22 protein-coding genes and 1 tRNA gene are annotated in these 25,471 nt (G+C 65.6%); 12 read left to right on the top strand and 11 right to left on the bottom strand.

Going from position 1 to position 25,471, the window contains the following annotated elements:
• Positions 1 to 151: 151 nt before the first annotated feature.
• The 3 genes from PX52LOC_RS01835 to PX52LOC_RS40170 all read right to left on the bottom strand — a co-directional run bounded on the left by PX52LOC_RS01835 (position 152) and on the right by PX52LOC_RS40170 (position 2,794).
• A tRNA-Ser gene (locus PX52LOC_RS01835) sits at positions 152 to 238 on the bottom strand.
• Between the two features lie 46 nt (positions 239 to 284).
• Positions 285 to 2,168, bottom strand: coding sequence for a c-type cytochrome (locus tag PX52LOC_RS01830; protein ID WP_149108479.1), 1,884 nt, complete (start codon positions 2,166 to 2,168; stop codon positions 285 to 287).
• Between the two features lie 329 nt (positions 2,169 to 2,497).
• Positions 2,498 to 2,794, bottom strand: coding sequence for a hypothetical protein (locus PX52LOC_RS40170; RefSeq protein ID WP_168218757.1), 297 nt, complete (start codon positions 2,792 to 2,794; stop codon positions 2,498 to 2,500).
• Between the two features lie 222 nt (positions 2,795 to 3,016).
• On the opposite strand from PX52LOC_RS40170, the gene lnt reads away from it, so the two are divergent.
• From lnt to PX52LOC_RS01775, 10 genes are all read left to right on the top strand, one after another.
• Positions 3,017 to 4,687 (top strand): apolipoprotein N-acyltransferase, encoded by a 1,671-nt coding sequence (gene lnt / locus PX52LOC_RS01820; protein WP_168218756.1) that lies wholly within the window; start codon positions 3,017 to 3,019, stop codon positions 4,685 to 4,687.
• Positions 4,688 to 5,015: 328 nt separating this feature from the next.
• Positions 5,016 to 5,807 (top strand): uroporphyrinogen-III C-methyltransferase, encoded by a 792-nt coding sequence (gene cobA, locus PX52LOC_RS01815; RefSeq protein WP_149108476.1) that lies wholly within the window; start codon positions 5,016 to 5,018, stop codon positions 5,805 to 5,807.
• A 34-nt stretch (positions 5,808 to 5,841) separates the two neighbouring features.
• Positions 5,842 to 7,131 (top strand): CmpA/NrtA family ABC transporter substrate-binding protein, encoded by a 1,290-nt coding sequence (locus PX52LOC_RS01810; RefSeq protein WP_149108475.1) that lies wholly within the window; start codon positions 5,842 to 5,844, stop codon positions 7,129 to 7,131.
• Between the two features lie 46 nt (positions 7,132 to 7,177).
• Complete coding sequence (locus tag PX52LOC_RS01805; protein WP_149108474.1) at positions 7,178 to 7,966, top strand: ABC transporter permease subunit; 789 nt, start codon at positions 7,178 to 7,180, stop codon at positions 7,964 to 7,966.
• 25 nt (positions 7,967 to 7,991) lie between these two features.
• Positions 7,992 to 8,840 (top strand): ABC transporter ATP-binding protein, encoded by an 849-nt coding sequence (locus PX52LOC_RS01800; RefSeq protein WP_149108473.1) that lies wholly within the window; start codon positions 7,992 to 7,994, stop codon positions 8,838 to 8,840.
• Positions 8,837 to 9,715 carry an ABC transporter ATP-binding protein gene (locus PX52LOC_RS01795; RefSeq protein WP_218575260.1) on the top strand — a complete coding sequence of 293 codons (879 nt, stop codon included), beginning with the start codon at positions 8,837 to 8,839 and terminating at the stop codon, positions 9,713 to 9,715. Before PX52LOC_RS01800 ends, PX52LOC_RS01795 begins: the two co-directional genes overlap by 4 nt.
• Positions 9,712 to 12,171, top strand: a complete 2,460-nt coding sequence (gene nirB / locus PX52LOC_RS01790) for a nitrite reductase large subunit NirB (protein WP_246173631.1) — start codon at positions 9,712 to 9,714, stop codon at positions 12,169 to 12,171. Before PX52LOC_RS01795 ends, nirB begins: the two co-directional genes overlap by 4 nt.
• Before the next feature lie 14 nt (positions 12,172 to 12,185).
• Complete coding sequence (gene nirD / locus PX52LOC_RS01785) at positions 12,186 to 12,506, top strand: nitrite reductase small subunit NirD (protein WP_149108472.1); 321 nt, start codon at positions 12,186 to 12,188, stop codon at positions 12,504 to 12,506.
• Between the two features lie 12 nt (positions 12,507 to 12,518).
• The gene (locus PX52LOC_RS01780; protein ID WP_149108471.1) at positions 12,519 to 14,630 is read left to right on the top strand and encodes a molybdopterin oxidoreductase family protein; all 2,112 of its coding nucleotides are present in this window, start codon (positions 12,519 to 12,521) and stop codon (positions 14,628 to 14,630) included.
• Positions 14,627 to 16,042 (top strand): FAD-dependent oxidoreductase, encoded by a 1,416-nt coding sequence (locus tag PX52LOC_RS01775; protein ID WP_149108470.1) that lies wholly within the window; start codon positions 14,627 to 14,629, stop codon positions 16,040 to 16,042. The genes PX52LOC_RS01780 and PX52LOC_RS01775 overlap by 4 nt, the downstream gene beginning before the upstream one ends.
• 584 nt (positions 16,043 to 16,626) lie before the next feature.
• Here PX52LOC_RS01775 and PX52LOC_RS01770 read toward each other — a convergent pair.
• The 3 genes from PX52LOC_RS01770 to PX52LOC_RS01760 are packed head-to-tail and all read right to left on the bottom strand — an operon-like array spanning position 16,627 to position 19,283.
• Positions 16,627 to 17,382, bottom strand: coding sequence for an SDR family NAD(P)-dependent oxidoreductase (locus PX52LOC_RS01770; protein ID WP_149108469.1), 756 nt, complete (start codon positions 17,380 to 17,382; stop codon positions 16,627 to 16,629).
• 3 nt (positions 17,383 to 17,385) lie between these two features.
• Positions 17,386 to 18,507 carry a glycosyltransferase family 2 protein gene (locus PX52LOC_RS01765; protein WP_149108468.1) on the bottom strand — a complete coding sequence of 374 codons (1,122 nt, stop codon included), beginning with the start codon at positions 18,505 to 18,507 and terminating at the stop codon, positions 17,386 to 17,388.
• Positions 18,504 to 19,283: a lysophospholipid acyltransferase family protein gene (locus PX52LOC_RS01760; protein ID WP_149108467.1), complete on the bottom strand. Its 780-nt coding sequence runs from the start codon at positions 19,281 to 19,283 to the stop codon at positions 18,504 to 18,506. The genes PX52LOC_RS01765 and PX52LOC_RS01760 overlap by 4 nt, the downstream gene beginning before the upstream one ends.
• A gap of 131 nt (positions 19,284 to 19,414) precedes the next feature.
• On the opposite strand from PX52LOC_RS01760, the gene PX52LOC_RS01755 reads away from it, so the two are divergent.
• Both PX52LOC_RS01755 and PX52LOC_RS01750 read left to right on the top strand, forming a co-directional pair.
• The gene (locus tag PX52LOC_RS01755) at positions 19,415 to 20,032 is read left to right on the top strand and encodes a hypothetical protein (RefSeq protein WP_149108466.1); all 618 of its coding nucleotides are present in this window, start codon (positions 19,415 to 19,417) and stop codon (positions 20,030 to 20,032) included.
• Positions 20,033 to 20,125: 93 nt separating this feature from the next.
• Positions 20,126 to 20,716, top strand: a complete 591-nt coding sequence (locus tag PX52LOC_RS01750; RefSeq protein ID WP_149108465.1) for a hypothetical protein — start codon at positions 20,126 to 20,128, stop codon at positions 20,714 to 20,716.
• Positions 20,717 to 20,794: 78 nt separating this feature from the next.
• Here PX52LOC_RS01750 and PX52LOC_RS01745 read toward each other — a convergent pair whose 3' ends face one another.
• The 5 genes from PX52LOC_RS01745 to mog form a co-directional block, all read right to left on the bottom strand.
• Complete coding sequence (locus PX52LOC_RS01745) at positions 20,795 to 21,607, bottom strand: acyl-ACP desaturase (protein WP_149108464.1); 813 nt, start codon at positions 21,605 to 21,607, stop codon at positions 20,795 to 20,797.
• 142 nt (positions 21,608 to 21,749) lie between these two features.
• Positions 21,750 to 22,607 carry a menaquinone biosynthesis family protein gene (locus tag PX52LOC_RS01740; RefSeq protein WP_149108463.1) on the bottom strand — a complete coding sequence of 286 codons (858 nt, stop codon included), beginning with the start codon at positions 22,605 to 22,607 and terminating at the stop codon, positions 21,750 to 21,752.
• Complete coding sequence (locus tag PX52LOC_RS01735; RefSeq protein ID WP_149108462.1) at positions 22,604 to 23,299, bottom strand: amino acid ABC transporter ATP-binding protein; 696 nt, start codon at positions 23,297 to 23,299, stop codon at positions 22,604 to 22,606. The genes PX52LOC_RS01740 and PX52LOC_RS01735 overlap by 4 nt, the downstream gene beginning before the upstream one ends.
• Positions 23,296 to 24,840 (bottom strand): ABC transporter permease subunit, encoded by a 1,545-nt coding sequence (locus tag PX52LOC_RS01730; RefSeq protein ID WP_149108461.1) that lies wholly within the window; start codon positions 24,838 to 24,840, stop codon positions 23,296 to 23,298. The genes PX52LOC_RS01735 and PX52LOC_RS01730 overlap by 4 nt, the downstream gene beginning before the upstream one ends.
• Positions 24,841 to 24,927: 87 nt before the next feature.
• Complete coding sequence (mog, locus tag PX52LOC_RS01725; RefSeq protein ID WP_149108460.1) at positions 24,928 to 25,449, bottom strand: molybdopterin adenylyltransferase; 522 nt, start codon at positions 25,447 to 25,449, stop codon at positions 24,928 to 24,930.
• Positions 25,450 to 25,471 lie beyond the last annotated feature (22 nt).

The following is a 25,471-nucleotide window of genomic DNA, read 5'->3' as shown; positions in this document are numbered from 1 at the left end:
TCGGCGCAGACCAGAGACGTAACCCCAGTGTGAAGTCAGTGTTGTTCCCAGTTTGTCCCCAAAGCGGGGTTCTGGCGGACTTCCAGGCACCCCGAGACGGCGTCGGAAGGAATGCCTAGTTTTTGAGGTGATTCTGATGTGCATTAATTAACGGAGAGGGAGGGATTCGAACCCTCGTTACCCTTTCGGGTAAAACAGTTTTCGAGACTGTCGCGATCAACCGCTCTGCCACCTCTCCACGGGCGTTTCTACAGTATAGCTCCCGCCCCCCCCGACGGACAGGTTCACCGGCGATCGGATACCGTCGGCCGGGGGAACATCGGCGTATACCGGTGTTTCACGCTGTTCGGTGTTTCGTCCGGCGGCAGTTCATACGGCAGCGATTTCAAGAACGACACCACGTCGTCCACCTCCGTCGGCTTCAATTGGCTCGTTCGGCCGTGCTTGTCCGACGGGTTGCACGTTGTTAGCACGTCCTTCAACGTCACGGCCCGGCCGTCGTGCAGGTAAGGACCTTGCCGGTAGACCCCTAGCAGCGTCGGCGTGTCGTACATCGGGCCGATCTTCTCGGCCGCGTGGTCGCCCGTCCCCACGTCGTGTCGGATGAACGGCTTCTTCAGCGAACTGTCCGTCAGGTACGGGCCGGTGTGGCAACTCGCACAGTTCGTCTCTTTGCTGAAGAAGAGGGCCTTGCCGCGCTCGGCCTCCGGGGTCAGCTTGCCGGGGCCGGCGGCGTGCGGCGAGAGGCGGAACGGGAAGGCGTTCGTGTACAGGGCCAGCGCGTCCAGGTCCGGCGTCGCGTCCGCCGTGTGCTGGTCCAGTTCCGCGAACTCCGTGAACGACTCGCGCGGCTTCATCTTTAAGTTCGTCAGGCCGCGGCCCTGCATCAGTTTGCCGCGGACGGTGTACTCGAAGTCCTGCACCTCGTCGCGGTCGGCCGACCAGTGCAGCGGGTGCGTGTGGGCCAGGCCGAACAGGTGCGGCGTGCGGCGGTGGCCCTCCGGGTTCTGCCACACGCGGGCGTCGGTCAGGCCGTCCGGGTGGCACGACGAACACGACACCCACCCCGTTCGCCCCATCGGCGGCTTCGCCGTCACGAACAGTTCCTTGCCGCGGCGCCATTCGGCCGTGTGTGCCGGCGTGCACACCTTCACGCCGGCCTGTTTGCGGAGGTTGCCGTCGTGGACCGTCACCTCGTAGTCGAGCGCGTTGTACACGTACACCTCGCCGTTGGTCGGGTTCACGCGGATGGCCCGCGGGTTCTTGCCGAGGGGCACGATCGACAGCGGCTTGATCTCGTGGTAGTCGTCGTCGATCACGCCGCAGACGTTCGCGTCGTTGGTCCCGGCGTAGATCGTGTAGAACTTCTTGCCGTCGAGCGAGAAGGCCGACTCCCACGGGTTGGCCATCACCCGAACGCCGTTGAAGGTGTCGAGGGCGATCGTCCGGCGGCGTTTCTCGGCGGCGGGCTTCTCCCACAGGTCGCAAATCGACATTTCGGGGAAGATCGAACTGCGGGCGCTGAAGAACGTCACGTTGCTGCGGAGGTGCGACAGGTACGCCTTCGGCCGCGTCGGGTGCAGGACCACGTGCCGGGCGAGGTTGTCGGACTCGTACCCGGCCCAGCGGTCGGTGACTTTGCCGGTCGCCACGTCCACGGCCAGCAGTTTCGCGGTGAAGAACTCGCTGACGTAGAGCGTCTTCTCGTCGTTCGACAGGGCCAACCCGCGGCAGCCCTCGCCCACCTTGAACGTGCGGGCTACCTTCCGGGCGGACACGTCGATGACGCTGATGCTGCCGGGGTAGTCGTGCGAGACGAACGCCGTCTTGCCGTCCTTGGTGGTCACGATGCCGTAAGGCTCGTCGTCCACGGGAAGGATGTGCGTGATCGCCTTCGCGTCGGCGTCGAGGAAAAGCACGCGGTCGTCGCCGTAGACGGTGATGAGGCCGACGGTGCCGGCCCACGCGGTGCCTTCGGGGTGGTCGCCGGCCGGCAGTTCGCACTGCACGCTGCGGTCGGTCAGGTTCACGACGGTCACGGTGCCGCTGTCGGTGTTGGCGACGAGCAACCGCTTGCCGTCGGCGGACACGTCGAGCAGCGAGTTGGACGACCCGGCCCACACGGCGGGCGACGCGGTGGCGAAAAGGAGGATTGCAATCAGTCGCATGGCACGCTCGAGGGAAGGGCCGCGGCGGGTGTTCGTGGGATACACACGGGGAAGATACCATCTTACTCGGCAGGGTTAAAGGCGCGGTGGGTTTCTCGCCATCTCGTGCCGTCGGCGGGTTCTGGAATTTCACGATCCGCACTGCAACTACCTACGAGCGAGGGACGTGTTATGTCGCGCGGCGCGGGCGTAATCGCGTTATGTCGCACGGCGCGTCCATCGGCATGTAAGTACGGCCGGGCGATGGCAAGAACGGCCCCGAATGCGGGGGCGAAAATGTTGGACAGGCCGTTTCGAGCGTAAGTATACTCCAACAACGTGTGAGAGAATTACAAGTTCGGCGGAAGAGGGCTTGCGAGTGGGTAAGCGGGCGAAGCGAGCAACGCCACGCCGAGCGGCGCGAGGCCGTCGCCACTCGCGAAGCCGAGCGTCGGGCAGCGTTCCTGGCCCTGGTCGCCGCCCAGCGGTGCCCATCCTGTGGGTCCGCGGAGGTCGCGCGGATCGGGTACGGGCTTCCCCGGTTCACTCCGGAGTTGACCGCCGACCTCGATGCTGGCCGGGTGGTCCTCGGCGGGTGCGATGTCAGTGGCGACGACCCGGTATGGCTGTGTCGGGCGTGCAAGCACCAGTGCGGTAGGCTGCTCCCGGTCCCCGACCTAGACGCCGTACCAGTCGCTGCACCGGACCCGGCCGCGTAGATTGGTTCTGCAAGTGTGTAGGTCGCGGATGCGGGCCGGGCCGGTGAGCGGGGTCGTTCGACGATCAGCCGCGGGGAAGGCCGGGGTGGGTCCTATAACATCGGGAAGGCGCTCGCCGCACGCGGGCCGGCCGACCTCGAAGGACGCCCCGTGACTCAGCCCCGTGTCTTCGCCCCCGCGATCCTCTCCGGCCTCCTGCTCTGGCTCGCGTTCTACCCGTGCAACTTCGGCTTCCTCGGCTACGTTGCCCTCGGCCCGTTCCTCACACTCGTGCGGGCCGAGGGCGTCAGCGCCCGCCGCCGATATCTGGCCGCCTACGCCGGCGGACTCGCGTTCTTCCTGCCGGCCCTCCAGTGGATTCGCGTGGCCCACCCGGCGATGTACGCGGCGTGGATCGGCCTCGCCCTCACGTCCGCGGCCTACTTCCCGATAGGCCTCCTCCTCATCCGCCGGTTGGATCGCCTCGGCAAGCCGCCGCTCGGCCTGACGGCGGCCGTCGTGTGGGTCGCGCTCGAGTACGTGCGGGCGCACTTCCCCGTCGGCTTCACGTTCCTCAAACCGCTCGGCCTGCACCAATTGATCGGCTTCGCGTGGTACTACCTCGGCCACACGCAGCACGACTACCCGGCGATGATTCAGGTCGCGGACCTCGGTGGCGTCTGGCTCATCACGTTCATGCTGGCCGTCGCCAACGGTACCGTCGCCGAGTGGCTGATCCGCTTCCCTGCGACCCGCCAACTCTTGAAGTGGCAACCCGAACACGCGATCGGCTTCTTCCGCGAGATGTGGGCGGCGGCGCTGGCGGTGCTCGCCTTCGTGGTGGTGTACGGCTACGGCATGTTCCGCCTCACGCACGGGGAGTTCCAGAAGGGGCCGATCGTCTCGGCGATTCAGGCCGACTTCGCCCAGGACGTGAAGATGGGCGAACAGGCCAAGCTGTTCGCGGAATACGACCGCCTGTGCATCAACGCCAGCAAGCGGGCCGACCTCGTGGTGTGGCCGGAGACGTGCTACCCCTACGACTACACCGCCGTCAAACAGCCGCTCGCCGGGCCGCTGCCGGAGGGAATTCGGGAAGGATTGAAGGACAACGCCGTGCTGGAGAAGCACGCCTTCGACCGCTGGAAGACGAACGTCCTCGTCGGCACCGGCCTCGACGAGTGGGACGGCACCACGGCGTGGCGGTACAACTCCGCGATCTTGCTCGGCCCGGACGGCACGTTCAACGGCCGGTACGACAAGATGCACCTCGTGCCGTTCGGCGAGTACGTGCCGCTGAAGGGCACCTTCCCGTGGCTGCAAAACTTTACGCCGTACAAGGGCGACTATTCCTGTAAGCCCGGCGAGAAGCAGACACGGTTCGCGTTCATGGTCGGCGACGTGCAGTACACCTTCGGCGTCCTCATCTGCTACGAGGACAGCGAACCCGACCTCGCCCGGCAGTTCAACCTCCCGGACGGCGACGACCGGCCGGTGGACTTCCTTGTGAACATCTCCAACGACGGCTGGTTCCGCGGCTCGGAGGAACACGAACAGCACCTCGCGGTGTGCAAGTTCCGGGCGGTGGAAGCCCGCCGCACCGTGGTGCGGGCCGTGAACATGGGTATCTCGGGGTTCATCAACTCGGACGGTATTATCCAGCACCTCCCGCACGACAGTGTGAAGCAGAGCCTGCACTATGTCGGCCCGGCGACAGATCGCATTCTCCTCGACCCGCGGCCGAGTTACTACGCCCAGATCGGTGATTGGCCGCCGGCCGTGTGCTGGGGGCTGATCGCGGTGGGGCTGTTGGTGGCATGGCGGTGTCGGGTGCGGCGGTAACATTGTGAAGGGGTGAAAAGGCGGAAGACCTCTCTTCTCACTCCTTCATCTCTTCACGCCTTCACCCTCTCACGGACCGCCTGCCCTCCTTTCTTGCAGTCCCAGCCTACTTCGCTCGCAATTGCATCGCGGTCATGAGGCCAGGCCCCCCTCGGCTCACAATTTTCTCGGACGAATATCGCAATAATCTGCTGAAAATCCAGGCACTTTGCGAAAGCCGACCTTCGCGTCCGAAAGTTTGGCTTGCTGTGTGCATTTTGGGCTGCCAGCACGACGCTCCATCAACTCCCTGATGGCCGCGATGTCGCTCAGGCAGGATTCCTTGACAATGCTTTCCCGATTGGAACCATCCGCCCGACCCGGAACTGTTTACCTCGTCGGGGCCGGCCCCGGATCAGCCGACCTGATTACCGTCCGCGGCCTCAAGCTCCTTCAATCCGCCGACGTCGTTGCCCACGACGCCCTCATTCACGCTGAACTTCTGGCGGAAATTTCGCCCGCCGCCGAGCGCGTCTTCGTCGGCAAGCGTGGGTACTGCGTCGGCTCCACGCGACAAGAAACGATCCACGAACTGCTCGCCCGCCACGCCCGTGAGGGCCGTAGCGTCGTCCGCTTGAAGTGCGGCGATCCGTGCGTCTTCGGCCGCGGCGGCGAGGAAGCGGAGTACCTCGCTGAGCAGGGCATCCCCTTCGAAATCGTCCCCGGGGTGACCACCGCCCTGGGCGCGTGTGCGGCCGCTAACATCCCGCTGACGCACCGCGAGGCGGGCCAGGTCGTCGCCTTCGTGACCGGCCACTTCGACCCGGATTCGGCCGAGTGCAAGCTCGACTGGGCCGCCCTCGCCGGCCTGAGCAACCTCGTGATTTACATGGGCCTGCGGCACGTCGAGCGGATCACCGCGAAGCTCGCCGCGGCCGGGATGCCGGGCGACACGCCGGCGGCCGTCATCGAGAACGCGACCCTGCCGGGCATGCGGACCATCGACGGCGAACTCGCCACGATCGCCGGCCTCGCCCGCGCGGCCGGCGTGCAAGCCCCTGCGATCATTGTCATCGGCCCCGCCGTCCGCTTCCGCGACCGACTGTTGCAACTGGCCGAACTGGCTCACACGTCGAACTAACGCTCCGCATCCTTCATCCGACGCGCCCGAGGAGATGATGATGGCCGGCCTCTTTTCCAACCCGACCCGCCGCACCTTCCTCAAGGGGGCCGCGTCCCTCGCCGCCGGCGGCCTCGTCGGCTGTGGTGGCGGTGACAGCGGTGGCGGGGCCGGAGGGGCTGGCGGGGAGACGAACAAACTCGAGATCGGCATCATCGCCCTCACCGACTGCTCGCCGTTCGTCATCGCCCACGAGAAGGGCTTCTTCAAGAAGCACAACGTCGAGTCAGTCATCAAGAAGCAGGCGAACTGGAAGGCCGTGCAGGACAACCTCGCGGCCGGGTCGATCCAGATGACGCACATGCTCATCGGCATGCCGATCGCCAGCACGATGGGCCTGCTCGGGTCGGAAAAGGTGGCGATGATCATTCCTTGGCTGGCCAATCGTAACGGCCAGGCGATCACGCTGAAGGCGGACCTCAAGGGCAAGGTCGGGGCCGATCCGAAGGCGCTCAAGCCGATCGCCGACGCCGCGAAGGCGGGCGGCAAGCCGATGACGTTCGCCATGACCTTCCCGCCCGGCACGCACGCCATGTGGATGCGGTACTGGCTGGCGGCCGGCGGCATCAACCCCGGCGGCCCGAAGGGCGAGCAGTCGGACATCACGCTCATCCCGGTGCCCCCGCCGCAGATGGTCGAGAACATGAAGCTCGGCCAGATGGACGGGTTCTGCGTCGGCGAGCCGTGGAACGCCCGCGCCGTGGAAGAGGGCATCGGGTACACGGCCATCACCACGCAGGACATCTGGAAGGACCACCCGGAGAAGGTCTGTGCCTTCACGAAGGAGTTCGCCGACAAGAACCCGACGACGGTGAAGAACGCCATCAAGGCCCTGCACGAGGCGAGCGTCTGGCTGGACGACCTGGGCAACCGCGACGAGTTGGTGAAGATCGTGTCGGCGACCGGGTACATCAACTGCAAGCCGGAGCAAATCCTCGGCCGGTTGAAGGGCGAGTACGACTACGGCGACGGCCGGAAGGCGAACGACCCGAACTACATGATCTTCAACAGCCGCAACTGCAACTACCCGCAGCCGGCCTACTGCAAGTGGTGGCTGACGCAACTCCGCCGTTGGGGCTTCACCGACGGCGCGCCCGACTATGAGGGCGTGGCGAAAGAGGTCATGCGGCCGGACATCTACGAGGCGGCGATGAAGGAACTCGGCGCGACCGGCGGCAAACTCGACGAAACGCCGTTCAAGCTGTTCGACGGCTCGACGTTCGACCCGAAGGGCGACTGCGAGAAGTACGCCAAGAGCTTCGCCGTTCACGCCATGAAGGGCTGAGAAGCCCGACCGGAACCATCCCCGCGACATCCCCGAGTGACCCGCGATGAAGAAGCTCTTTCCGTTCGACTGGCTGGTTCTGCCGATGGTCGGCATCGCCTGCGCCATGCTCGTCTGGTACGGCCTCAGCAAGACCATCACGCCGAAGGTACCGACGCCGTTGGCGACGTGGGAAGAGTGCAAGGTGTACGTGTTGGAGCCGTTCGCCAAGCGTTCCGAACTCGACCAGGGCGTACTCAACTTCACCCGGTACTCGCTCGTCCGCGTGGCGAAGGGCTTCTTCCTGGCCGTCCTCATCGGTGTGCCGACGGGGTTCCTCCTCGGCATGTCGCCGTGGTTCTTCAAGTGCTTCGACCTGCTCTTCCAAATCCTGCGGCCGGTGTCGCCGCTCGCGTGGTTCCCGCTCGGCGCGGCCTTGTTCACCACGTTCAAGCAGGACGCGCTGGAGTACGCCGCCCTGTTCACGATCACCGTCTGTGCGATGTGGCCGACCGTGCTGAACACGGCCGTCGGCGTGCGGGCCATCCCGCAGGACTACCTGAACGTCGCAAAGGTGCTGAAACTGTCCGCCTTCCAAACGCTGTGGAAGGTGATGCTGCCGGCCGTGCTGCCGTACATGTTCACCGGCTTCCGCCTCAGCCTCGGAATCGCGTGGCTGGTCATCGTGGCTGCCGAAATGCTCACCGGCAACCCCGGTATCGGCTCGTTCCTCAATCAAGAGTATCTGGCCGGGCACTACGCCCCGATCATCTTCTGCATCATCATCATCGGCGTCGTCGGGTTCATCCTCGACCGCATCATGAACGTGGTCGAACGACGGTTCAAGACGATCTAACCTCCCCTAGCGGCGGATTCATCCCATGAGTTACCTCAACCTGAACGGCGTGTCGAAGGGTTTCCGCTCCGCGAGCGGCGGCCGAACCGAAGTCCTGCACGACGCCTGGCTGTCGATGGAACGCGGCGAGTTCGTGGCCGTCGTCGGCTTCTCGGGAGCCGGCAAGACGACGCTCATGAACATGGTCGCCGGACTGGCCACGCCCGACAGCGGCACCGTGCAACTCGAAGGCGAGACGATCACCGGGCCCGGCCCCGACCGGATGCTCGTGTTCCAGAACTACTCGCTGTTGCCGTGGATGACGGCCTTCGAGAACGTGAAGTTGGCTGTCGACCAAGTGTTCCCGCAGTGGGACAACAAGTGGCGGCGGGAGCACACCGAGAACTACCTGAAGATGGTCAGCCTCGGCCACGCGATGGACCGCAAGCCGTCGCAGTTGTCCGGCGGCATGCGGCAGCGGGTGTGCGTGGCCCGCGCCCTGGCGTGCGAGCCGCGGATTCTGCTCCTCGACGAACCGTTCGGGGCACTCGACGCCCTGACCCGGGGGACGCTGCAAGACGAGCTGATGAAGATTCGATCGCAGGACGACCGCACGATCTTGATGATTACGAACGACGTGGACGAGGCGATCCTGGTGGCTGACCGCATCATCCCGCTGACGGCCGGCCCGCGGGCGACGCTCGGGCCGTCCTTTACTGTGGACATCGAACGGCCGCGGGACCGCAAGGAAATCAACCACGACTCGCGGTTCAAGAAGCTGCGGAAGGACGTGAACGACTTCCTCCTCGGCAGCGCCGCGGACAAGCGGAACCCGGTCAAAGTGCCGGCGAAGGTGCCGTCGTTCGGCGGCACCCCGGTGGGGGTGAGTGCGTGACCTCGAATTACCTGAGCATCAACGGCCTCATCAAGTCGTATCCGCCGGCCACCGGAAAGGGCGACCGGCTCGTGATCGTGGACGGTTTCGACCTGCACGTCGACGAGGGCGAGTTCATCACCCTCATCGGCCACTCCGGGTGCGGCAAGTCCACGGTGCTGATGATCCTCGCCGGGCTGAGCACGCAGACCGAGGGCGTCATCACGCTCGGCGGCAACACGCTGACCGGCCCCGGCCTCGACCGCGGCATCGTGTTCCAGTCGCCGTGCCTGCTGCCGTGGCTGACCGCCTTCGAGAACGTCATGCTGTCCGTCGATCAAGGCAAGCCCGACTGGAAGAAGGCCGAACGCCGCGACCACGCGATGAAGTACCTGTCGCTCGTCGGCTTGCAGGACGCGGTCCACAAGAAGCCGGCCGAACTGTCGCAGGGCATGCGGCAGCGGGTCGGCATCGCCCGCGCCTTCGCCCTGCAACCGAAGCTGTTGCTCCTCGACGAGCCGTTCGGGATGCTCGATTCGCTGACGCGGATCGAGTTGCAGCAGGTGTTGCTCGACATCTGGACGCAGGAGCGGATGACGGCCGTCATGGTCACGCACGACATCGACGAGGCGATCTTCATGGCCGACCGCGTCGTCATGATGACCAACGGCCCGCGGGCGAAGATCGGCGACATCGTGCCCGTCCCGTTCGCCCGGCCGCGGAGCCGGGGCGAACTGCTCGAAAGCAACGAGTTCTACGCCCTCCGCGAGCGACTCGTCGGCTTCCTCGAAGAACTGCACCACGACCACGCCCCGAAACCCGAACCCGAACCCACGGCGGCCACTCCGGCTTCTCCCAAGCTCGTGACCGCCCCTCTCAGCGGGAACCTCTCGTGATCCAACTGAACACCATCGCGGACTCGCCGGTCACCCGGCGGAAGCTCGTCATCATCGGCAACGGCATGGCCGGCGCCCGCATGGCCGAGGACATCATCGCCGCCGACCCGAACCACGACTTCGATATCGTGATGTTCGGCGACGAGCCCTACGGTAACTACAACCGCATTCTGCTCTCGAACGTCCTCAACGGCAGCCAGGACGCGCAGGAAATCTTCCTCAACCCGCTCGCGTGGTACGACGACAACCACGTCACCCTCCACGCCGGCAAGCGGGTCACCAAGATCGACCGCGAGCAGCAGGTCGTCTACGCGGAGGGGATCGAGGAGAGCTACGATATCCTCATCTTCGCGACCGGCAGCCGGCCGTTCGTGCCGCCGATCCCGGGGACGACGCTGCACGGCGTGTTCGTCTTCCGCACCATCGACGACTGCCGCAACATCGCCGAGTACGCGAAGGGGTGCAAGAACGCCGTCGTCATCGGCGGCGGGCTGCTCGGCCTGGAAGCGGCGAAGGGCCTGATGACGCACAACGTCTCGGTCACGGTCGTCGAGATGGCCCCGTGGCTAATGAGCGTGCAACTCGACGAGGCCGGCGGCAAAGTCCTTCAGCAGACGATCGAAACGATGGGCATCAAGCCGCTCGTCTCGACGAGTACGAAGGAACTGCTCGGCCACACGCGCGTCACCGGCGTGAAGTTCGGCGACGGCACCGAGATCCCCGCCGACATGGTCGTGATCTCGGCCGGCATCCGGCCGAACAAGGAACTCGCCCAGGAATTTGGCCTGGCGTGCGACCGGGCGATCCTGGTCGATGACACCTTGCAGACCAGCGATCCGAGCATCTTCGGCGTCGGCGAGTGCGTGCAACACCGCGGCATGGTGTACGGCTTGGTCGCCCCGCTCTGGGAGCAGACGAAGGCCCTCGCCGGACGGCTGACCGGCACGAACCCGGACGCCCGCTACCTCGGCTCGAAGCTCGCGACGAAGCTGAAGGTGATGGGCGTCGAACTCGCCAGCATGGGCCGCATCGCCGACCTGAAGCCGACCGACGAGGTCGTGACGTTCGCTGAACCCGGCCGCCAGGTGTACTGGAAGGCGATCCTCCGCGACGGCAAACTGTCCGCGGCCTGTATGCTCGGCGACCTGGAACCGGCCGACCAACTCGTCGAATACTTCATGCAGGACAAGCCCGTCCCGACGCGGCGGCTGGAACTGTTCTTCGGCACCGGCACGAAGACGCAAGGCTCGGAGTTCAGCCTCGCGGACATGCCGGATTCGAAGCAGATCTGCGACTGCAACGGCGTGTGCAAGGGCACCATCGTGCAGGCGATCAAGGCCGGCAAGACGACCGTGCAGGCCGTCGGGAAGGCGACGCGGGCCGGCACCGGCTGCGGCAGTTGCAAGAAGATGGTCAAGAGCCTGATTGAAGCCGTCAACGGCGAGGTGAAGGCCGACCCGAGCGAGAGCTGGTACGTCGCGGCCGTGCCACTCGACAAGCCGACGCTCGTGTCCGAGGTCAAGACGCGCGGCCTGAAGAGCGTGTCGGCCGTGCTGCGGGAACTCGGCACCGGCGAGGATGAGCGGAGCAAGAACGGCCTCGCGTCGATGCTCAAGAGCATCTGGGGCACGGAGTACGTCGACGAGCGGGACGCCCGGTACATCAACGACCGTGTTCATGCCAACATTCAGAACGACGGCACGTTCAGCGTCATCCCGCGGATGTACGGCGGCGTCACGTCGGCCGACGACCTCATCAAGATCGGCGAGGTCGCCAAGAAATACAACGTGCGGATGGTCAAGGTGACGGGTGGCCAGCGGATCGACCTCCTCGGCATCAAGAAGGACGATCTGCCGAAGGTGTGGGCCGACCTGGGGATGCCCAGCGGCTACGCCTACACGAAGGCCCTCCGCACCGTGAAGACGTGCGTCGGCACCGATTTCTGCCGGTACGGCACCAACGACAGCACCGCCCTCGGCATCGCCTTGGAAAAGAAGTACCAGGGGTTCGAGTTTCCCGCGAAGGTGAAGCTCGGCGTCAGCGGTTGCCCACGGAACTGTGCCGAGAGCACCGTCAAAGATGTCGGCGTTGTGGCGACTGAAGGCGGCGAGTGGGAAGTTCTCGTCGGCGGGGCGGCCGGGGCGCACGTCCGCCGGACCGACGTGCTCTGCAGGGTGAAGACCCGGGACGAGGCGATCCGCGTGATCGGCCGGTTCCTCATTTACTACCGCGACAACGCCAAGTGGATCGAGCGGACCTACGACTTCGTCCCCCGCATCGGCATTGAGAAGTTGCGGGACATCATCGTGAACGATTCCCTCGGCCTCGGCGACAGCCTGGACGCCGAGGTGGAGAAGACGGCCGCCGCCTACGTCGACCCGTGGCTGGAGCGCGACAAGCCCGCGTTCGCCGGCCAGTTCGAGGACGTGAAGACTGTTCCCCTCCCGATGGTTTAACAGGAACCTCTCCCATGCCCGCGACTCTCACCCGCATCCCGCTCTGTACGCTCGACGACTTGCCGCTCGGCCTCGGCCGGGCGTTCAAGGTCGGCGACACGCCGATCGCTGTCTTCCAGAGCCGCGGCGGCAAAGTGTTCGCTGTCGATGGTTTTTGTCCGCACAAGGGCGGGCCGCTGGCCGACGGCATGATCGCCGGCGACCAGGTGGTCTGCCCGTACCACGCCTTCCGGTTTCACAGCGACACCGGCGCGTGCGATCAGCCCGGCGTTTGTGCCCTGACGACATACCCCGTCGAGGTGGTCGGCGGGCAGGTTTACGTCACCGTTTCGTAAGGGGGCCAAGGCGTGGTGGAACTCGCGCTCCGCACGCACTGCCCGTATTGCGCCTACCAGTGCGGCATCCGCATGAGCGACGCCGCCGAGGCCATCCTCGGCGACCCGCACTTCCCCGTCAACAACGGCCAACTCTGCATCAAGGGCTGGTCCGCCGGGGCACTCCTCCGCCACCCGCAGCGGCTCACCACGCCCCTCGTCCGCGACAGCCGCAAGGACGACTTCCGCCCCGCCGATTGGGACGAAGCTCTCGACCGCATCGCCGACGCCATGCGCCGGACACGCGAACAGTACGGCCCGGACGCGAACGCGATGTTCGGCTCCGGGGCGCTGACGAACGAGAAGGTCTACCTCCTCGGCAAGTTCGCCCGCCTGGCGCTCGGCACGGCGAACATCGACTACAACGGCCGGTACTGCATGTCGTCGGCGGCCGGCGGGAACAACCGCGCCTTCGGCGTGGACCGCGGGATGCCGTTCCCCGTCAACGACATCGGCGAGGCGGAACTGATCGTCTTGATCGGCTCGAACTGTGCCGACACGCTGCCGCCGATCATGCAGTGGTTCCAGAAGCAGAAGGCCAACGGCGGTCGGGTCATCGTCATCGACCCCCGCCGCACGTCCACCGCCCGGTCGGCCGACCTGCACCTGCAAACGACCCCCGGCACCGACCTGGCGCTCGCCAACGGGTTGCTGTACCTCGCGATCGAACTCGACCTGCTGAACCGCGAGTACATCACGACGCGCACGAACGGCTTCGACGCCGTGCGGGCGACGGTACTGAACGACCACCCGGCCCGCACAGAGCGGATTACCGGCGTCGGCGAACCGCTGTTGCGGCAGGCGATCAAGTGGATGTCGGCGGCGAAGTCGTGCATGTTCCTGACCGGCCGCGGCGCGGAGCAGCACAGCAAGGGCGTGGACACGGTCAACGCCTGGACGAACCTCGCCCTCGCGCTCGGCCTACCGGGCAAGCCGCAGAGCGGCTACGGCACGCTCACCGGTCAGGGCAACGGTCAGGGCGGTCGCGAACACGGCCAGAAGGCCGACCAACTGCCGGGTTATCGGCTCATCGAGAACCCCGACCACCGCGAGGCGATGGCCAAGTTCTGGGGCGTGCCGGCCGAGAGCCTGCCCCGGAAGGGGAAGAGCGCGTATGAGTTGATCGACGCTCTGGGCGAAAGCCCAGGGACGGCCGTCCCTGGGCTTTCGCCCATCCGCACGCTCTTCGTCATGGGGTCGAACCTCGTCGTCGCCTCGCCGGACGTGAACCGCACGGTCGCCCGCCTCAAGGCGACCGACTTCCTCGCGGTGGCCGACTCGTTCCTGAACGAGACTTCGCAGATTGCGGACGTGGTGCTGCCCGTCTACCAGTGGGCCGAAGAGAACGGCACCATGACGAACTTCGAGGGCCGCGTCATTCGCCGCCGGCAGACGGCTCTCGCACCGACCGGCGTGCGCGGTGACCTCGACATCCTCCGCGAACTCGCCGACCGCCTCGGTTGCGGCGACAAGTTCGCGTTCAACTCCGCCCGCGAAGTCTTCGACGAGTTCCGCCGGGCGACCGCCGGCGGCACGGCCGACTACAGCGGCATCACCTACGAGAAGATCGAGGCCAACGAGGGCGTCTTCTGGCCGTGCCCCGCCGAAGACCACCCCGGCACGCCGCGGCTGTTCGCCGATCGCTTCTTCCACCCGGACGGCAAGGCGAAGTTCCTGCCCGTCGAACACCGCCCCGCCGGCGACACGCCCGACGCGGCCTTCCCGTACCTGTTCACCACCGGCCGCTACAAGGAGCACTACAACTCCGGCGTGCAGACGCGGCAGGTGGGCGAACTCACGAAGGCGAAGCCCGGCCCGCTGCTACAAGTCCACCCGACGCTCGCCCGCCGGCACGGTATCGCCGGCGGCAACCTCGTCACGCTCGAAAGTCGCCGCGGGCGGGCCGAGTTCCGGGTCGATGTCACGCCCGATATTCGGCCGGACACCCTGTTCGCGCCGTTCCACTGGGGCGGCCGCGAGGGGGCCAACCTGCTCATCGGCGGGTTCCTCGACCCCGTCAGCCGGATGCCCGAGTTCAAGCTCGCCGCCGTGCGGGTCGTCAGCGTTTCCAAGAGTGCACCATGAAAAAGAAACTCGCCATCATCGGCAACGGCATGGCCGCGGGCCGACTGCTCGACGAACTCTTCCGCCGCAACGCCGGCACGCAGTTCGACATCAGCGTCTTCGGCGAAGAGCGGCACGGCTGTTACAACCGCATCCTGCTCGGTCGCGTCCTCGCCGGCGGCACGGCCGACGAGATTATGTTGAAGGCGACTGGCTGGTACGCCGACCGGGCGGTGACGTACCACTCGAACAAGCTCGTCACGAAAATCGACAGCGTTCGCCGGCGGCTGACCGACAGCGCTGGCGAAGAGCACGCCTACGACGTGGCCGTGATCGCCACCGGGTCGGCTCCGTCCGTGCCGCCGATGGAGGGCCTCCGCGGGGCGGACGGCAAGCCAAAACCGGGGGCGTTCCTGTTCCGCACGATCGACGATTGCAGCCGGATGCGGGACTTCGCGAAGCCGCCGTGTTCGGCCGTCGTCCTCGGCGGCGGGTTGCTCGGCCTGGAGGCGGCGAAGGCGCTCTCCGACATGGGCTTACATGTCACCGTTGTCCACCGTGCCGACTGGCTGATGAACCTGCAAGTCGATCGCTTCGGCGGCGAGATCGTCCGCCGCGGTATCGAGAAGCTCGGCATCTTCGTGCGGACCGGCCAGACGGCGACCGGCGTGATCGGCGACGACCGTGTCCATGGCGTGGCGCTGAAGACCGGCGAGGTCATCCCGGCCGACATGCTCGTGATCGCCGCCGGCATCCGCCCGCGGGTCGATTTGGCGCAAGCGTCGAACATCCCGGTGAAGCACGGCATCGTCGTGAACGATCTGCTCGCGACGGCCGTGCCCGGCGTGTACTCGGTGGGCGAATGTGCCGAACACAACGGCCTCGTCTACGGCATCGTGCCGCCGATCTGGGAGCAGTGCGACGTGGTGGCCGACGTGCTGACCGGGGCGAATCCGGCCGCCCGCTACCGCGGCTCGAAGCAGTACACGAAGCTGAAGGTGGCCGGCGTGGACGTGGCCAGCATGGGCCTCATCGACCCGCAGCAGGAGTCGGACGAAGTGTTGCAGGTGATGGAGGACCGCCGCGGCATCTACCGCAAGATGGTCGTTCGCGACAGCAAACTCGTCGGCGCGATCTGCGTCGGCGACGGCGAATCGGCCCCGAGCCTGGCCCGTTGGTTCGACCGCGGCGACGAGTTGCCGCCGAACCGCCTGGACATCCTGTGCAGCGGCGACATCTCCACGTCGGCGGCCGACCGCGAGATTTGCAACTGCCACCACGTCACCGAGTCGTGCCTCGTCGGCGCGATCAAGGACGGCTGCACGTCCTTGCCGATGCTCTCCGAGGCGACGAAGGCCGGCACCGGCTGCGGCTCCTGCCGCGGTCAACTCACGAACCTCATCATGAAGCACGCGAAGGCCACATCGGCTTAGCGCGAACGCATCGCACGGCTCCCGCATACGAGTGGCCGTTTGCCGATCCGTCGAGTCCCTCGGTGGGCCTCGCGGAATCGCGCCACTATATAAAGGAGGCACATCACGTGGGCTGTAGGTTACGATCGAATGAACCAAATTCAGGCGATTCGGGCCGCGAGTAAGTTCGTCCCGGAACCCCATCTTATCATCGCCGTGGATGGAATAGCGTTGGATGAAGTGCTGGATGCCGCTATCCCCGGCTCCAAACTTACAGGCCTGGTGTCCTCCTTACTCGGATGGTTTCACAACGACGAAGATAGCGTGATTCCATGGCAAAGGATTCTGCCCGAGGTAGGCTGCACCGGATACGCCCCCATTCTGATTTGCCCAGACGACTTGGATTACAGTTGCTCCGTGGTCATGGCGGAAGTCGTAACCGAGACGGACGTGGTTCGGTGGGACCGGCTAGGGTTCGACGAGACGCGCAAAGGTGTAGTCGGATCATGTATCCGGTGGGAACCTGCATGGGGATCGTACCGCTTCCGCCGTGATGACTACGAGCGATTCCTCGCGGCATTCAGCCCGACAGCCACCTGATTTCTTCACTTCCCCCGGATGCTAGACATGCCGCCGTCGAGGCTGAGGATCTGGCCCGTCACCCAGCTCGTTCGCGGGTCGAGCAGCCACGCGATCGCGGCGACCACGTCGGTCGGCTCGCCGATGCGGCCGAGCGGGTGCATTGCCGTGGACGCCTTCAGGGCTAGCTCGTTCGACGTGATCTTCTCGGCCAACGGCGTGCGGACCAAGGCCGGGGCGACGGCGTTCACCCGGATGTGCTTGCTCGCGTAGGTCGCGGCGGCGGCCATCACCAAACCGTTGATGCCGCCCTTCGCGGCCGCGATCGCCTCGTGGTTCGCCAGGCCGATCTTCGACGCCACCGACGACGCTAGCACGATCGACCCGCCCGTCGTCTGCATCATCCGCGCGGCCGCCCGCAGGACGTAGAACGCGGTGTTCAGGTTCAGCATGATCGTGTCGCCGAACTCGTAGTCGTTCGTCAGGTGGGCCGGCTTCAAGAGGAGCGAGCCGACAAGGTTCACGGCCCCGTGCAGCGTGCCGCACGTCTCGACTGCCTTCGCGAAGAAGAGGTCGACTTCCTCCGAGTTCGTCGCGTCGAGCGGGAAGGCGTGAACGACGGCGGGGGAATCCTGCCTTAGTTCCGCGATCAAGTGCTCCAGCCGGGACTCGTGGCGGGCACCGAGGAAGAGGGTGGCCCCCGTCGCGGCGAGCGTGCGGCAGAGTTCCGACCCGATGCCGCCGGTGGCCCCGACGATGGCGTAAGTGGGCTGGTCAATCATGAATCAATCACCTGCATTCGGTTTCGTCCGACCCTTCCATCCGACCGGCCGGCCGAGAACCGCCCGAACCGTGGCGTACCATTGTATTGCGAGCAGGGCCGTCACGCCGAGGGGGTGCAGGGTCGCGCCGAGTCCCGATTGGCGGAAGCGGATCGCGCCGTGAACCCGCGGCAGCAGTGCGAACGCGCACGCCGCGGCTGCCAACACGAGCGGCCACCCGTCGGCGAACGGCAGGAGCACGAACGGCAGCACCTGCCCGCAGAACAGCATGAGCGTGCTGAACAGGATCAGCTTCGGTGCGGCCAGCCCCTCGCGGGCGTTCTTGGCGAGGCCGTTCCAGACCTGCCCGGCGGTGCGGTACATGCGGCACGTGGCCAGGGCGGTCACGTCGCACAGGTCGGTCATCAGGCCGTTCGCCCGGTACGCCCTCGGCAGTCTCACGCCGTCGTGGAACGAGTTCCGCACGCTCAGGTGGGCGTGCCCGCCGACGCGGTCGTAGGCGTCCCGAGGCGTGAGGAACCACTGCCCGCACCCGGCCCCGAAGCCCGGTCGCGTTGACCGGCGCATCCACTTGAACGGGAGGAAGCCGAGCAGCAGGAAGTGGATCAGCGGGATGAGCAGCTTCTCGAAGAACGTGCCGGTTTCCTGGCGTGGGAAGCCACTGACGATCGCGGCCCCCGAAGTATGTTGGAACGCGGCCATGCGGGCGAGGGCGTCCGGCGCGAGTCGCACGTCGGCGTCGAGGAAGTTCAACAGGGGGAAGGTGGCGAGTTGCGCGAGGCAATGGCAAGCGTGCTGCTTGCCGCTCCAACCGGCCGGCAGCGGCGGGGCCGTTTCCAATCGCAGGCGGGAATCCTTCCGCGCCATCTCTTGCACGATAGCGGCCGTGCGGTCGTCGGAGTGGTCGTCGAGGACGACGCACTCCAACTCGACGACGCGACTCGCGAGCACCGCTTCCACGCAATCGGCGATGCCGGCTTCCTCGTTACGAGCGGGGATGAGCACGGAGATACGGAAGGATTCGGCCGGAATCTCGGGCGGTTCGCGGAATAAGCGTGTGTTGCGAAAGTACAGCGTCGCCGGCCCCAGGGCGAAGAGGAACGCCACGATTGCCAGCACGGTCACGACGATTCCCTCCCGTGCGAGGCGTCGAACGGCCGGCCGGTGACGGTCGCACGGAACCGCCGCCACCAGTCGTAGACACCGCCTACGCCGACACGGCCGCTCAGCACCGGGACGAACCGCCCCGCGTCGCGGCTGATCGCGTCGCGGTTCAGATCGTCGAGGGTGGCCGTCAGGGCGGCTTCGATCTTCGCGGTCATCGCCTTGCCACTTTCGCCGCCCAGGGGGATCGCCTCGCCGAACTTCGCGAGGGCTTCCGGCGTGCGCTCGTTCCAGAAGCCGATCTCCATCGCCAGCGGAACGACCCACCCGCGGGACAGCCGTGCCGCCAAGTGGCCGACGCCGGACCGCAGGGCGAGCGGGCGTTGCCGCACGTCGGCGAACTCCCCCTGCGCCGTCACCCAGAAGGCGTGCCGCGGCTGTTCGAGAATCGCCTGCCCCTTCTCCAGAAACTCCGTCGCCCCGCGCAGGGTGTGCGTGTCGATGCCAAAGATGCCGGCCTTCTTCAGCATCGCGTACTTCTTCAGCATCGCCGCGTCGATCACGCCGAAGTGCTTGTAACCCGGCAACTGGCGGCTCAACACGAAGGCGATGAGCGGGTCCCACCACGACGGGTGGTTCATCGCCACAAGGATCGGGGCATCGTCGGCCGGCAGGGCGGCCGAACTTTTCGCCAGCCGTAGGGCGTGGCAGTGCTTGCGGAGGTAGCCGCCGGCCACGCGGTCGCGGATGAAGTTGAACCACCAGTCGGAACGCGGCGGGGTGCGGGAAGACGGCATGTCAAAATGATAGTTACCGGGGTGCGGGCGGGACCACCTTTGCGGGGTGAATCACATTCCGGTCGAACTCGGCGGGCGGTTACGCTAAAATTCCTCCATCCGCCCCACGGACGAGATCGACGGATACCCCCATGCCCCTCGTGTTTCGCGGCAACTGTTCGCACTGCGGGTACGAATCGCCGGACGTTTCCGCGGGCGGGTTCGTCGTCCTCGTCACCGACCGCGAGGAAGACGCCCGCCGCCGATTGGGGGAGAAGTTCCCCATCGTCACCCATCCGTTCGCGGAGTACGTGCTCGAAGAATTCGGCCTGTCGTTCCACACGACCGCCTGGGGCGGGCAACTCGTCGAAGTGCAGAACCTCGTCTGCCGCGATTGCGGGCGGGTGACGCAGCACCGCCGGCTGACGGCCGGCGGCGTGGCCATCGGCTGCGGCGGGTGCGCCGGCATCGGCGCGATGGGCTTGGTCCTCGGCATCGCGGTCGGCTTCCTCGTGGCGAACCCGTTCGTCGGGGCCGGCCTCGGCATCGCGATATGCGTCCTGCTGGCGACCGGCATCGAGTTCAGTGCCAACCGCCTCGTCCGTTGGCGGTTCCCGGAGCGCGTCGCGGCCGTGGACACGACTCGCATGTGTTCCCACTGTGGCGGCTGGAACTGCGTGCCGGTCGGCTCCCGCGGCGGCGGCCCGTTCCCCTGTCCGGAATGCGGCGAAACCTCCGTGCGGATGGTCCCCATCGCCCGCCCCGGCTGACCGCCCCCTCACACTCATAATTGCGCTTGAATTCTCGGCCGACTGTCGGGATAATCAGGCCGTTTCATTATTTCCTCTCACGAGACTCTTGGGATGATCGCCTCTATCCGCCTGCGAGCTTGGCTTCCCGTGGTTGTTTTTGTCCTTTCGGTCGGGGGCACGCTGGCCCTGGCCCAACCGCCCGGGTTCCCCAACTCTCCGTCGTTCCCAACGCCACCGCCGATACCACCGACACCGACGTTCCCGACGCCGACGTTCCCACCGAGGGCGGACCCGCCGGCCGTCCCGAACACCCCGGTGTTCCCCAACGCCGGAATGGCCGAGCAGGGGAGGGTGGCGACTCCCCGGCTGGGGTCGCCGGCCGGAGGCACGCCGAACGCCGGGATGAACGGCGGGGCCGAATGGGAGTGTGACAAGTGTAAGCACAAGTGGGCCGACAGCAGTGGCCGAACGCCGGAGCGGTGCCCGAATTGCAAGACGGTGTTCAACGAGGTCGTAAACGCGGACGGGACGAAGACGAAGACGGCGGCCGGTCGCCAGAGCATGTACATCGGCATCGCCGTCTTGGCCATCGCGGTCATCGCCGCGATCATCAAGGGCATTATCTCGATGTCGAGTAGTCCGCCGCCGAGGAAGAAAAAGAAGAAGGTCCGTCGCCCCCGCGACGACGACGACGATTATTGAGCGGGAAAGGCCGCGGCTGACGTTCGCAGGGGCGGCTCCTCAGACGGGGAGCCGCCCCTTTCTTGCAAAGGGATAGGCTTAGCTCTTCGCGACGTGCATTTTCGGGCCGCGGATGTCGGCACGGGTGAGGCCGAGTTGACCGAGGAGCGGCGTCACCACGTCGTTGAGGTAGTTCGACTCGTCGAAGATTTTCAATTCCTTCACCGCGGCGATCCGGCGGCGGCCGTCGGCGAGTAAGTGGTCCGCGGGCATCGCGAAGGTGTTTAACACCGTGCGTATCCGCTCCAGCGTCGCGGCCCGGTCGTGTTCGAGGTAGACGGACACGATTTGCCGGAAGAAGTGCCCGTGGGCTGCCTCGTCGATCTGCACGAGTTCCAAAACCTTATCGAGGGCCGGGCACTGGCCGCCCGCGGCGCGGCGGAGGTTCCGGTAGTTCACCCGCGTCGCGACTTCCTGCACCATCGTGTACACGACGGTCGCCAGAGGGTCGTTGTACCGCAGCGTCCACTCCTTCTCGAAGACGCCTTCCTCCATGTCCTGTAGCTGCTCTTCGGTCCGGTGCTTGCCCTTCAGCATCCAGTCGTTCAGGACCATCGAGTGCTTCGATTCCTCGTACCCCCAGCTGGCCAGCATCCACGCCCGGCCCTTGTTGTTCCGGACCTGCGGCAATTGCTTGCTCAGGTAGTCGGGCAGGAACAACTCGATCATGCAGAACGTCTGGATCACGTCGGCGTAGGCCGGGTTCACGCCGGGGTTGCACTGGTCCCACGGGATGTCCGTTTGCATGTTCCACCGCCGCTTCTTCTCGGCGGCGTGGAAGTAGTCCAGGTAGATCTGCCAGATTTGCTTCTGAATCTCGGGGCTGTCGTCGACGAGTGGACTGAACGACATGCGGATCGTCGGGGGCTAACGGCAATCGAGTGTCCCCGCGGCAGGGACGTACCAAACTATGTTCGGCTGATCTGCGGGCAATTCCAGACGAAAGCGCGGAACAATTCTCGATTCACGCGCCTCGCCACCCGCGTAACCCGACTCATTCAACGAACTGCACGTCCACCGGGTTCGGGATCAGCCCCGCCCGGTGCCCTTCGGCAAGCAGCTTGCGCACGGCTTCTCGGCCGCGGGGGCCGTAGTCGAGCGTCCAGTCGTTGACGTACATGCCGACGAACTTGTCCGCGAGCGTCGAGTCCATGTCGCGGGCGTAGTGTAGGGCGTGATCGAGCGCCTCCTTACGGTGCTTCAGCCCGTACTCGATGCTCTCCTTCAGCAGACGGCTCACTTCGCGGATCGTCGCCTCGCCGAGGTCGCGGCGGACGACGTTCCCGCCGAGCGGCAGCGGCAGCCCGGTCTTCTCTTGCCACCAGACGCCGAGATCGACGACGAGTTGCAACCCCTGATTCTGGAACGTCAGTTGGCCCTCGTGGATGATCAGCCCCGCGTCGGCCTTCCCGGCGGCGACGTAATCGAGAATCTGGTCGAACGGCACAACCTCGTATTGCAGCGTCTTCGACGACCCCGGCTTCACGTCTTCGAGTAGCAATTGCAGTGTCAGGAACGCCGTCGTCATCGTCCCCGGCACGGCGATCTTGATCGTCGGCAGGTCGGCGAGCTTCAGCGGCGTCTTCGCCACGACCATCGGGCCGTACTTGTCGCCCATGCTGCACCCGCTCGGCAGCAGGGCGTACTTGTCAAGCAAGTACGAGTACGCATGGATGCTCACGGCCGTGACTTCGAGTTCCCCCTTGAGGGCACGCCGGTTGAGCGTCTCGATGTCTTGCAGTTCGTGCGTGAAGCGGAAGTCGCCGGTCGGAATCTTGTCGTTCGCCAGCGCGTGGAACATGAAGGCGTCGTCCGGGTCCGGGGAGTGGCCGACGCGAATTAACTGTGTCATCGGTGTTCCTTGAGTATCTCGGCCGGCGGGCCGGATTTCACGATCTCGCCGGCTTGCATCAGGTGAACCACGGTCGCCCGCTCGGCGAAGTCCATGTCGTGGGTGACCACGATCATCGTCTGCCCGTCGGCCGCGAGGTCGCGCATGACGGCCAGCACTTCTTTCGCCATCTGCGGGTCGAGGGCGCTGGTCGGTTCGTCGAACAGCACCGCCAACGGCTTAACCGCAAGCGTGCGGGCGATCGCAACACGCTGTTGCTGCCCACCGGACAGATTCGCCGGCCGCGCGTCGGCCTTCTCCTTCAGGCCGACGCGGTCGAGCAACTTGCGGGCGGTCGCCTCGGCTTCGCCCCGCTTCTGCTTGAGGGCGTACAGCGGGCCGCTCATGACATTGTCCAGAACGCTCATGTGCGGGAACAGGTGGAACTGCTGGAAGACCATTCCGACGGACAGCCGCAGTTTTTGCAGCACCCGCGAGTCGTGTGTCGGCCCACCGGCGAGTTTGTTGCCGGCGACCTCGACCCCGCCGCTCTGGAACGTCTCCAGCCCGTTGATGCAGCGCAGCAGCGTGCTCTTGCCGCCGCCGGACGGGCCAACGAGGGCGGTGACTTCGCCACGGTTGACGGTCAGCGACACGCCGTTGAGGACGCGCTGCGAACCGTGGAACTTGGTGAGATTGGTGACCGAAATCACGGATGGCCTCCCTTCCCGCCAGCGAGGCGGCGTTCCAGGCGTCGGGCCAACAACGCGAGAGGGTAGCTCATGGCCAAATAGAGTCCGGCCGTGAGGAACGCCAACTCGATGACGAGGTCACGGTTAAAGTTGAAGAGTTCGTTGTACTTCCGTGTGAGTTCCGTCACGAACAAGATGGAACAGGCCGCGGTGTCCTTGAACAGCGCGATGAAGTCGTTCGTGACCGGGGGGATGACGATCCGCCAAGCCTGCGGCACGACGACCCGGCGGATGGCCGTTCGACGGCTCATGCCGAGGGCTAACGCCGCTTCCATTTGGCCTTTTGGTATCGCGAGCAGGCCCGCGCGGTAGTTCTCGGCCTCGTAAGCCGAGTAGTTGATGGCGAGGCCGAGAATGCCGGCCCGGAGCGGACTGATCTCTTTCGCCAGCCAGATGAACCAGTCCCGTTCCGTGTTTAACAACATTTCCGGGATGACGTAGTAGAGGAAGAAGAGTTGGAGCAAAAGAGGCGTGCCACGAATGACTTCGACGTAAATGCCGAGCGGGATCGAGACGAGCCGCACGCCGTAGACGCGGCCAAGGGCGACGGTCAGCCCGATCGCCATGGCCAGGGGGAAGGAGGTGACGGCCAAGAAGACGGTCATCCCGGCCGAGAGCAATAGTTCCTCGATCAGATCAGGCCACGGGCTTTCCTCGGCCGGCAAATTTTCGGGCGGCCACGGCTTGTCGAGCGTCGGCAATAACGCTTCCTGATCCGCGTTCCACAGGTCGTACTTTTTCTGGGAGTAGATCTTCTTGAACGTCCCGTCGCGAAGGCCGGCGGAAAGGGCTCCGTCGAGCGCTTTGCCGAGTTCCACATCGGACTTGCGGTAGTAGATGACGTAATACCCGGGGAGGTCCCCGGCTTGCACCGGCTCACCCACGCCCTTGAGTCCGCCGTACTCGCTGAGAAAGTAGGTCGCCGCCGGGCTGTCTTGCACCGTGGCGTCCATGCGGCGGTCGTTCACCAACTTCATGACGTTGGCGACATCGGGGTTCGTTTTGAGGTCAACCGTTCGGCCGTACCGCTTCTTCACGTAGCGATGGGCGGCTGACCCGCCCAGGACGCCGACACTCTTCCCGGGCAGGTCGTCCCACGTGGTGGTATCGCTCTCCTTCGACGCCATCAGCGTCAGCCGGTAGACGTAATACGGCCTCGTGACGCCATACTTGGCGGCGAGGTCCTTGCGGAGTTCGTACCCGTTGAGAATGATGTCCACGCCGTTCTCGACGTCGGCGGGCTTCTTGAGTTGCTGAGGCAGGTTGGCCCAGTCGCCTTCGACGAGGACGCTCTTGCGGTCCAATTTCTCGGCCAAGTATTCCGCGAGTTCAAATTCAAAACCGGTGTACTCGCCCGTTTTGTCGCGGTAGATGTACGGCGCGCCGCCGGTCGGGTCGGTGCCCCAGCGGAGCGGTTTTTTCTCTTGTGCGGTCGCGAGCGCAGGAAGTGAGAGGAGCAGCAAGGCCAACGCGAAGCGTCGGCACGAAGGGAGCTTCTTCAACGGCGGGGCACCTCCAGGTCCGGGACCGACATTGGAGATGAAGTATAGCGGGAACGAACCGCCGCACAATGGATGAAATCGTCGCGACTACTGCTTCGGCCGGAACGCTTTCACCACGGCTTCGTGCGTCGTCAGGTATGGTCCCTCGATCAGATCGACGCAGTAGGGCACGGCCGGCATCACGGCCGTCAGGCAGTCGCGGATCGCCGACGGCTTGCCGGGCAGGTTGATGATGAGCGACTTCCCGCGGATGCCGGCCGTCTGCCGCGAGAGGATCGCCGTCGGCACGATCTTCAGCGACACCGCCCGCATCAACTCGCCGAAGCCGGGCATCATCTTTTCGCACACCGCTTCCGTTGCCTCCGGCGTCACGTCGCGCTTCGCTGGGCCGGTGCCGCCGGTCGTCACCACGAGGCAGCACCCTTCCGTGTCGCACAGTTCCTTCAGGTTCGTTTCGATCAGCGGCTGCTCGTCGGGAATGACGCGGACCACCGGTGCCCACTCGCACGAGAGCATCTCCTGCAAGCACGCGACGATCGCGGGGCCGCTCTTGTCTTCGTAGATGCCCTGGCTGGCCCGGTCGGAGATGGTCAGGATGCCGATCTTCATGTCGGAGTGCGGAGTTCGGAGT

Origin of the sequence: Limnoglobus roseus (genome assembly GCF_008254045.1) — a bacterium.
GTDB classification, from domain to species: domain Bacteria; phylum Planctomycetota; class Planctomycetia; order Gemmatales; family Gemmataceae; genus Limnoglobus; species Limnoglobus roseus.
This window is presented reverse-complemented; position numbering and strand designations above follow the sequence as displayed.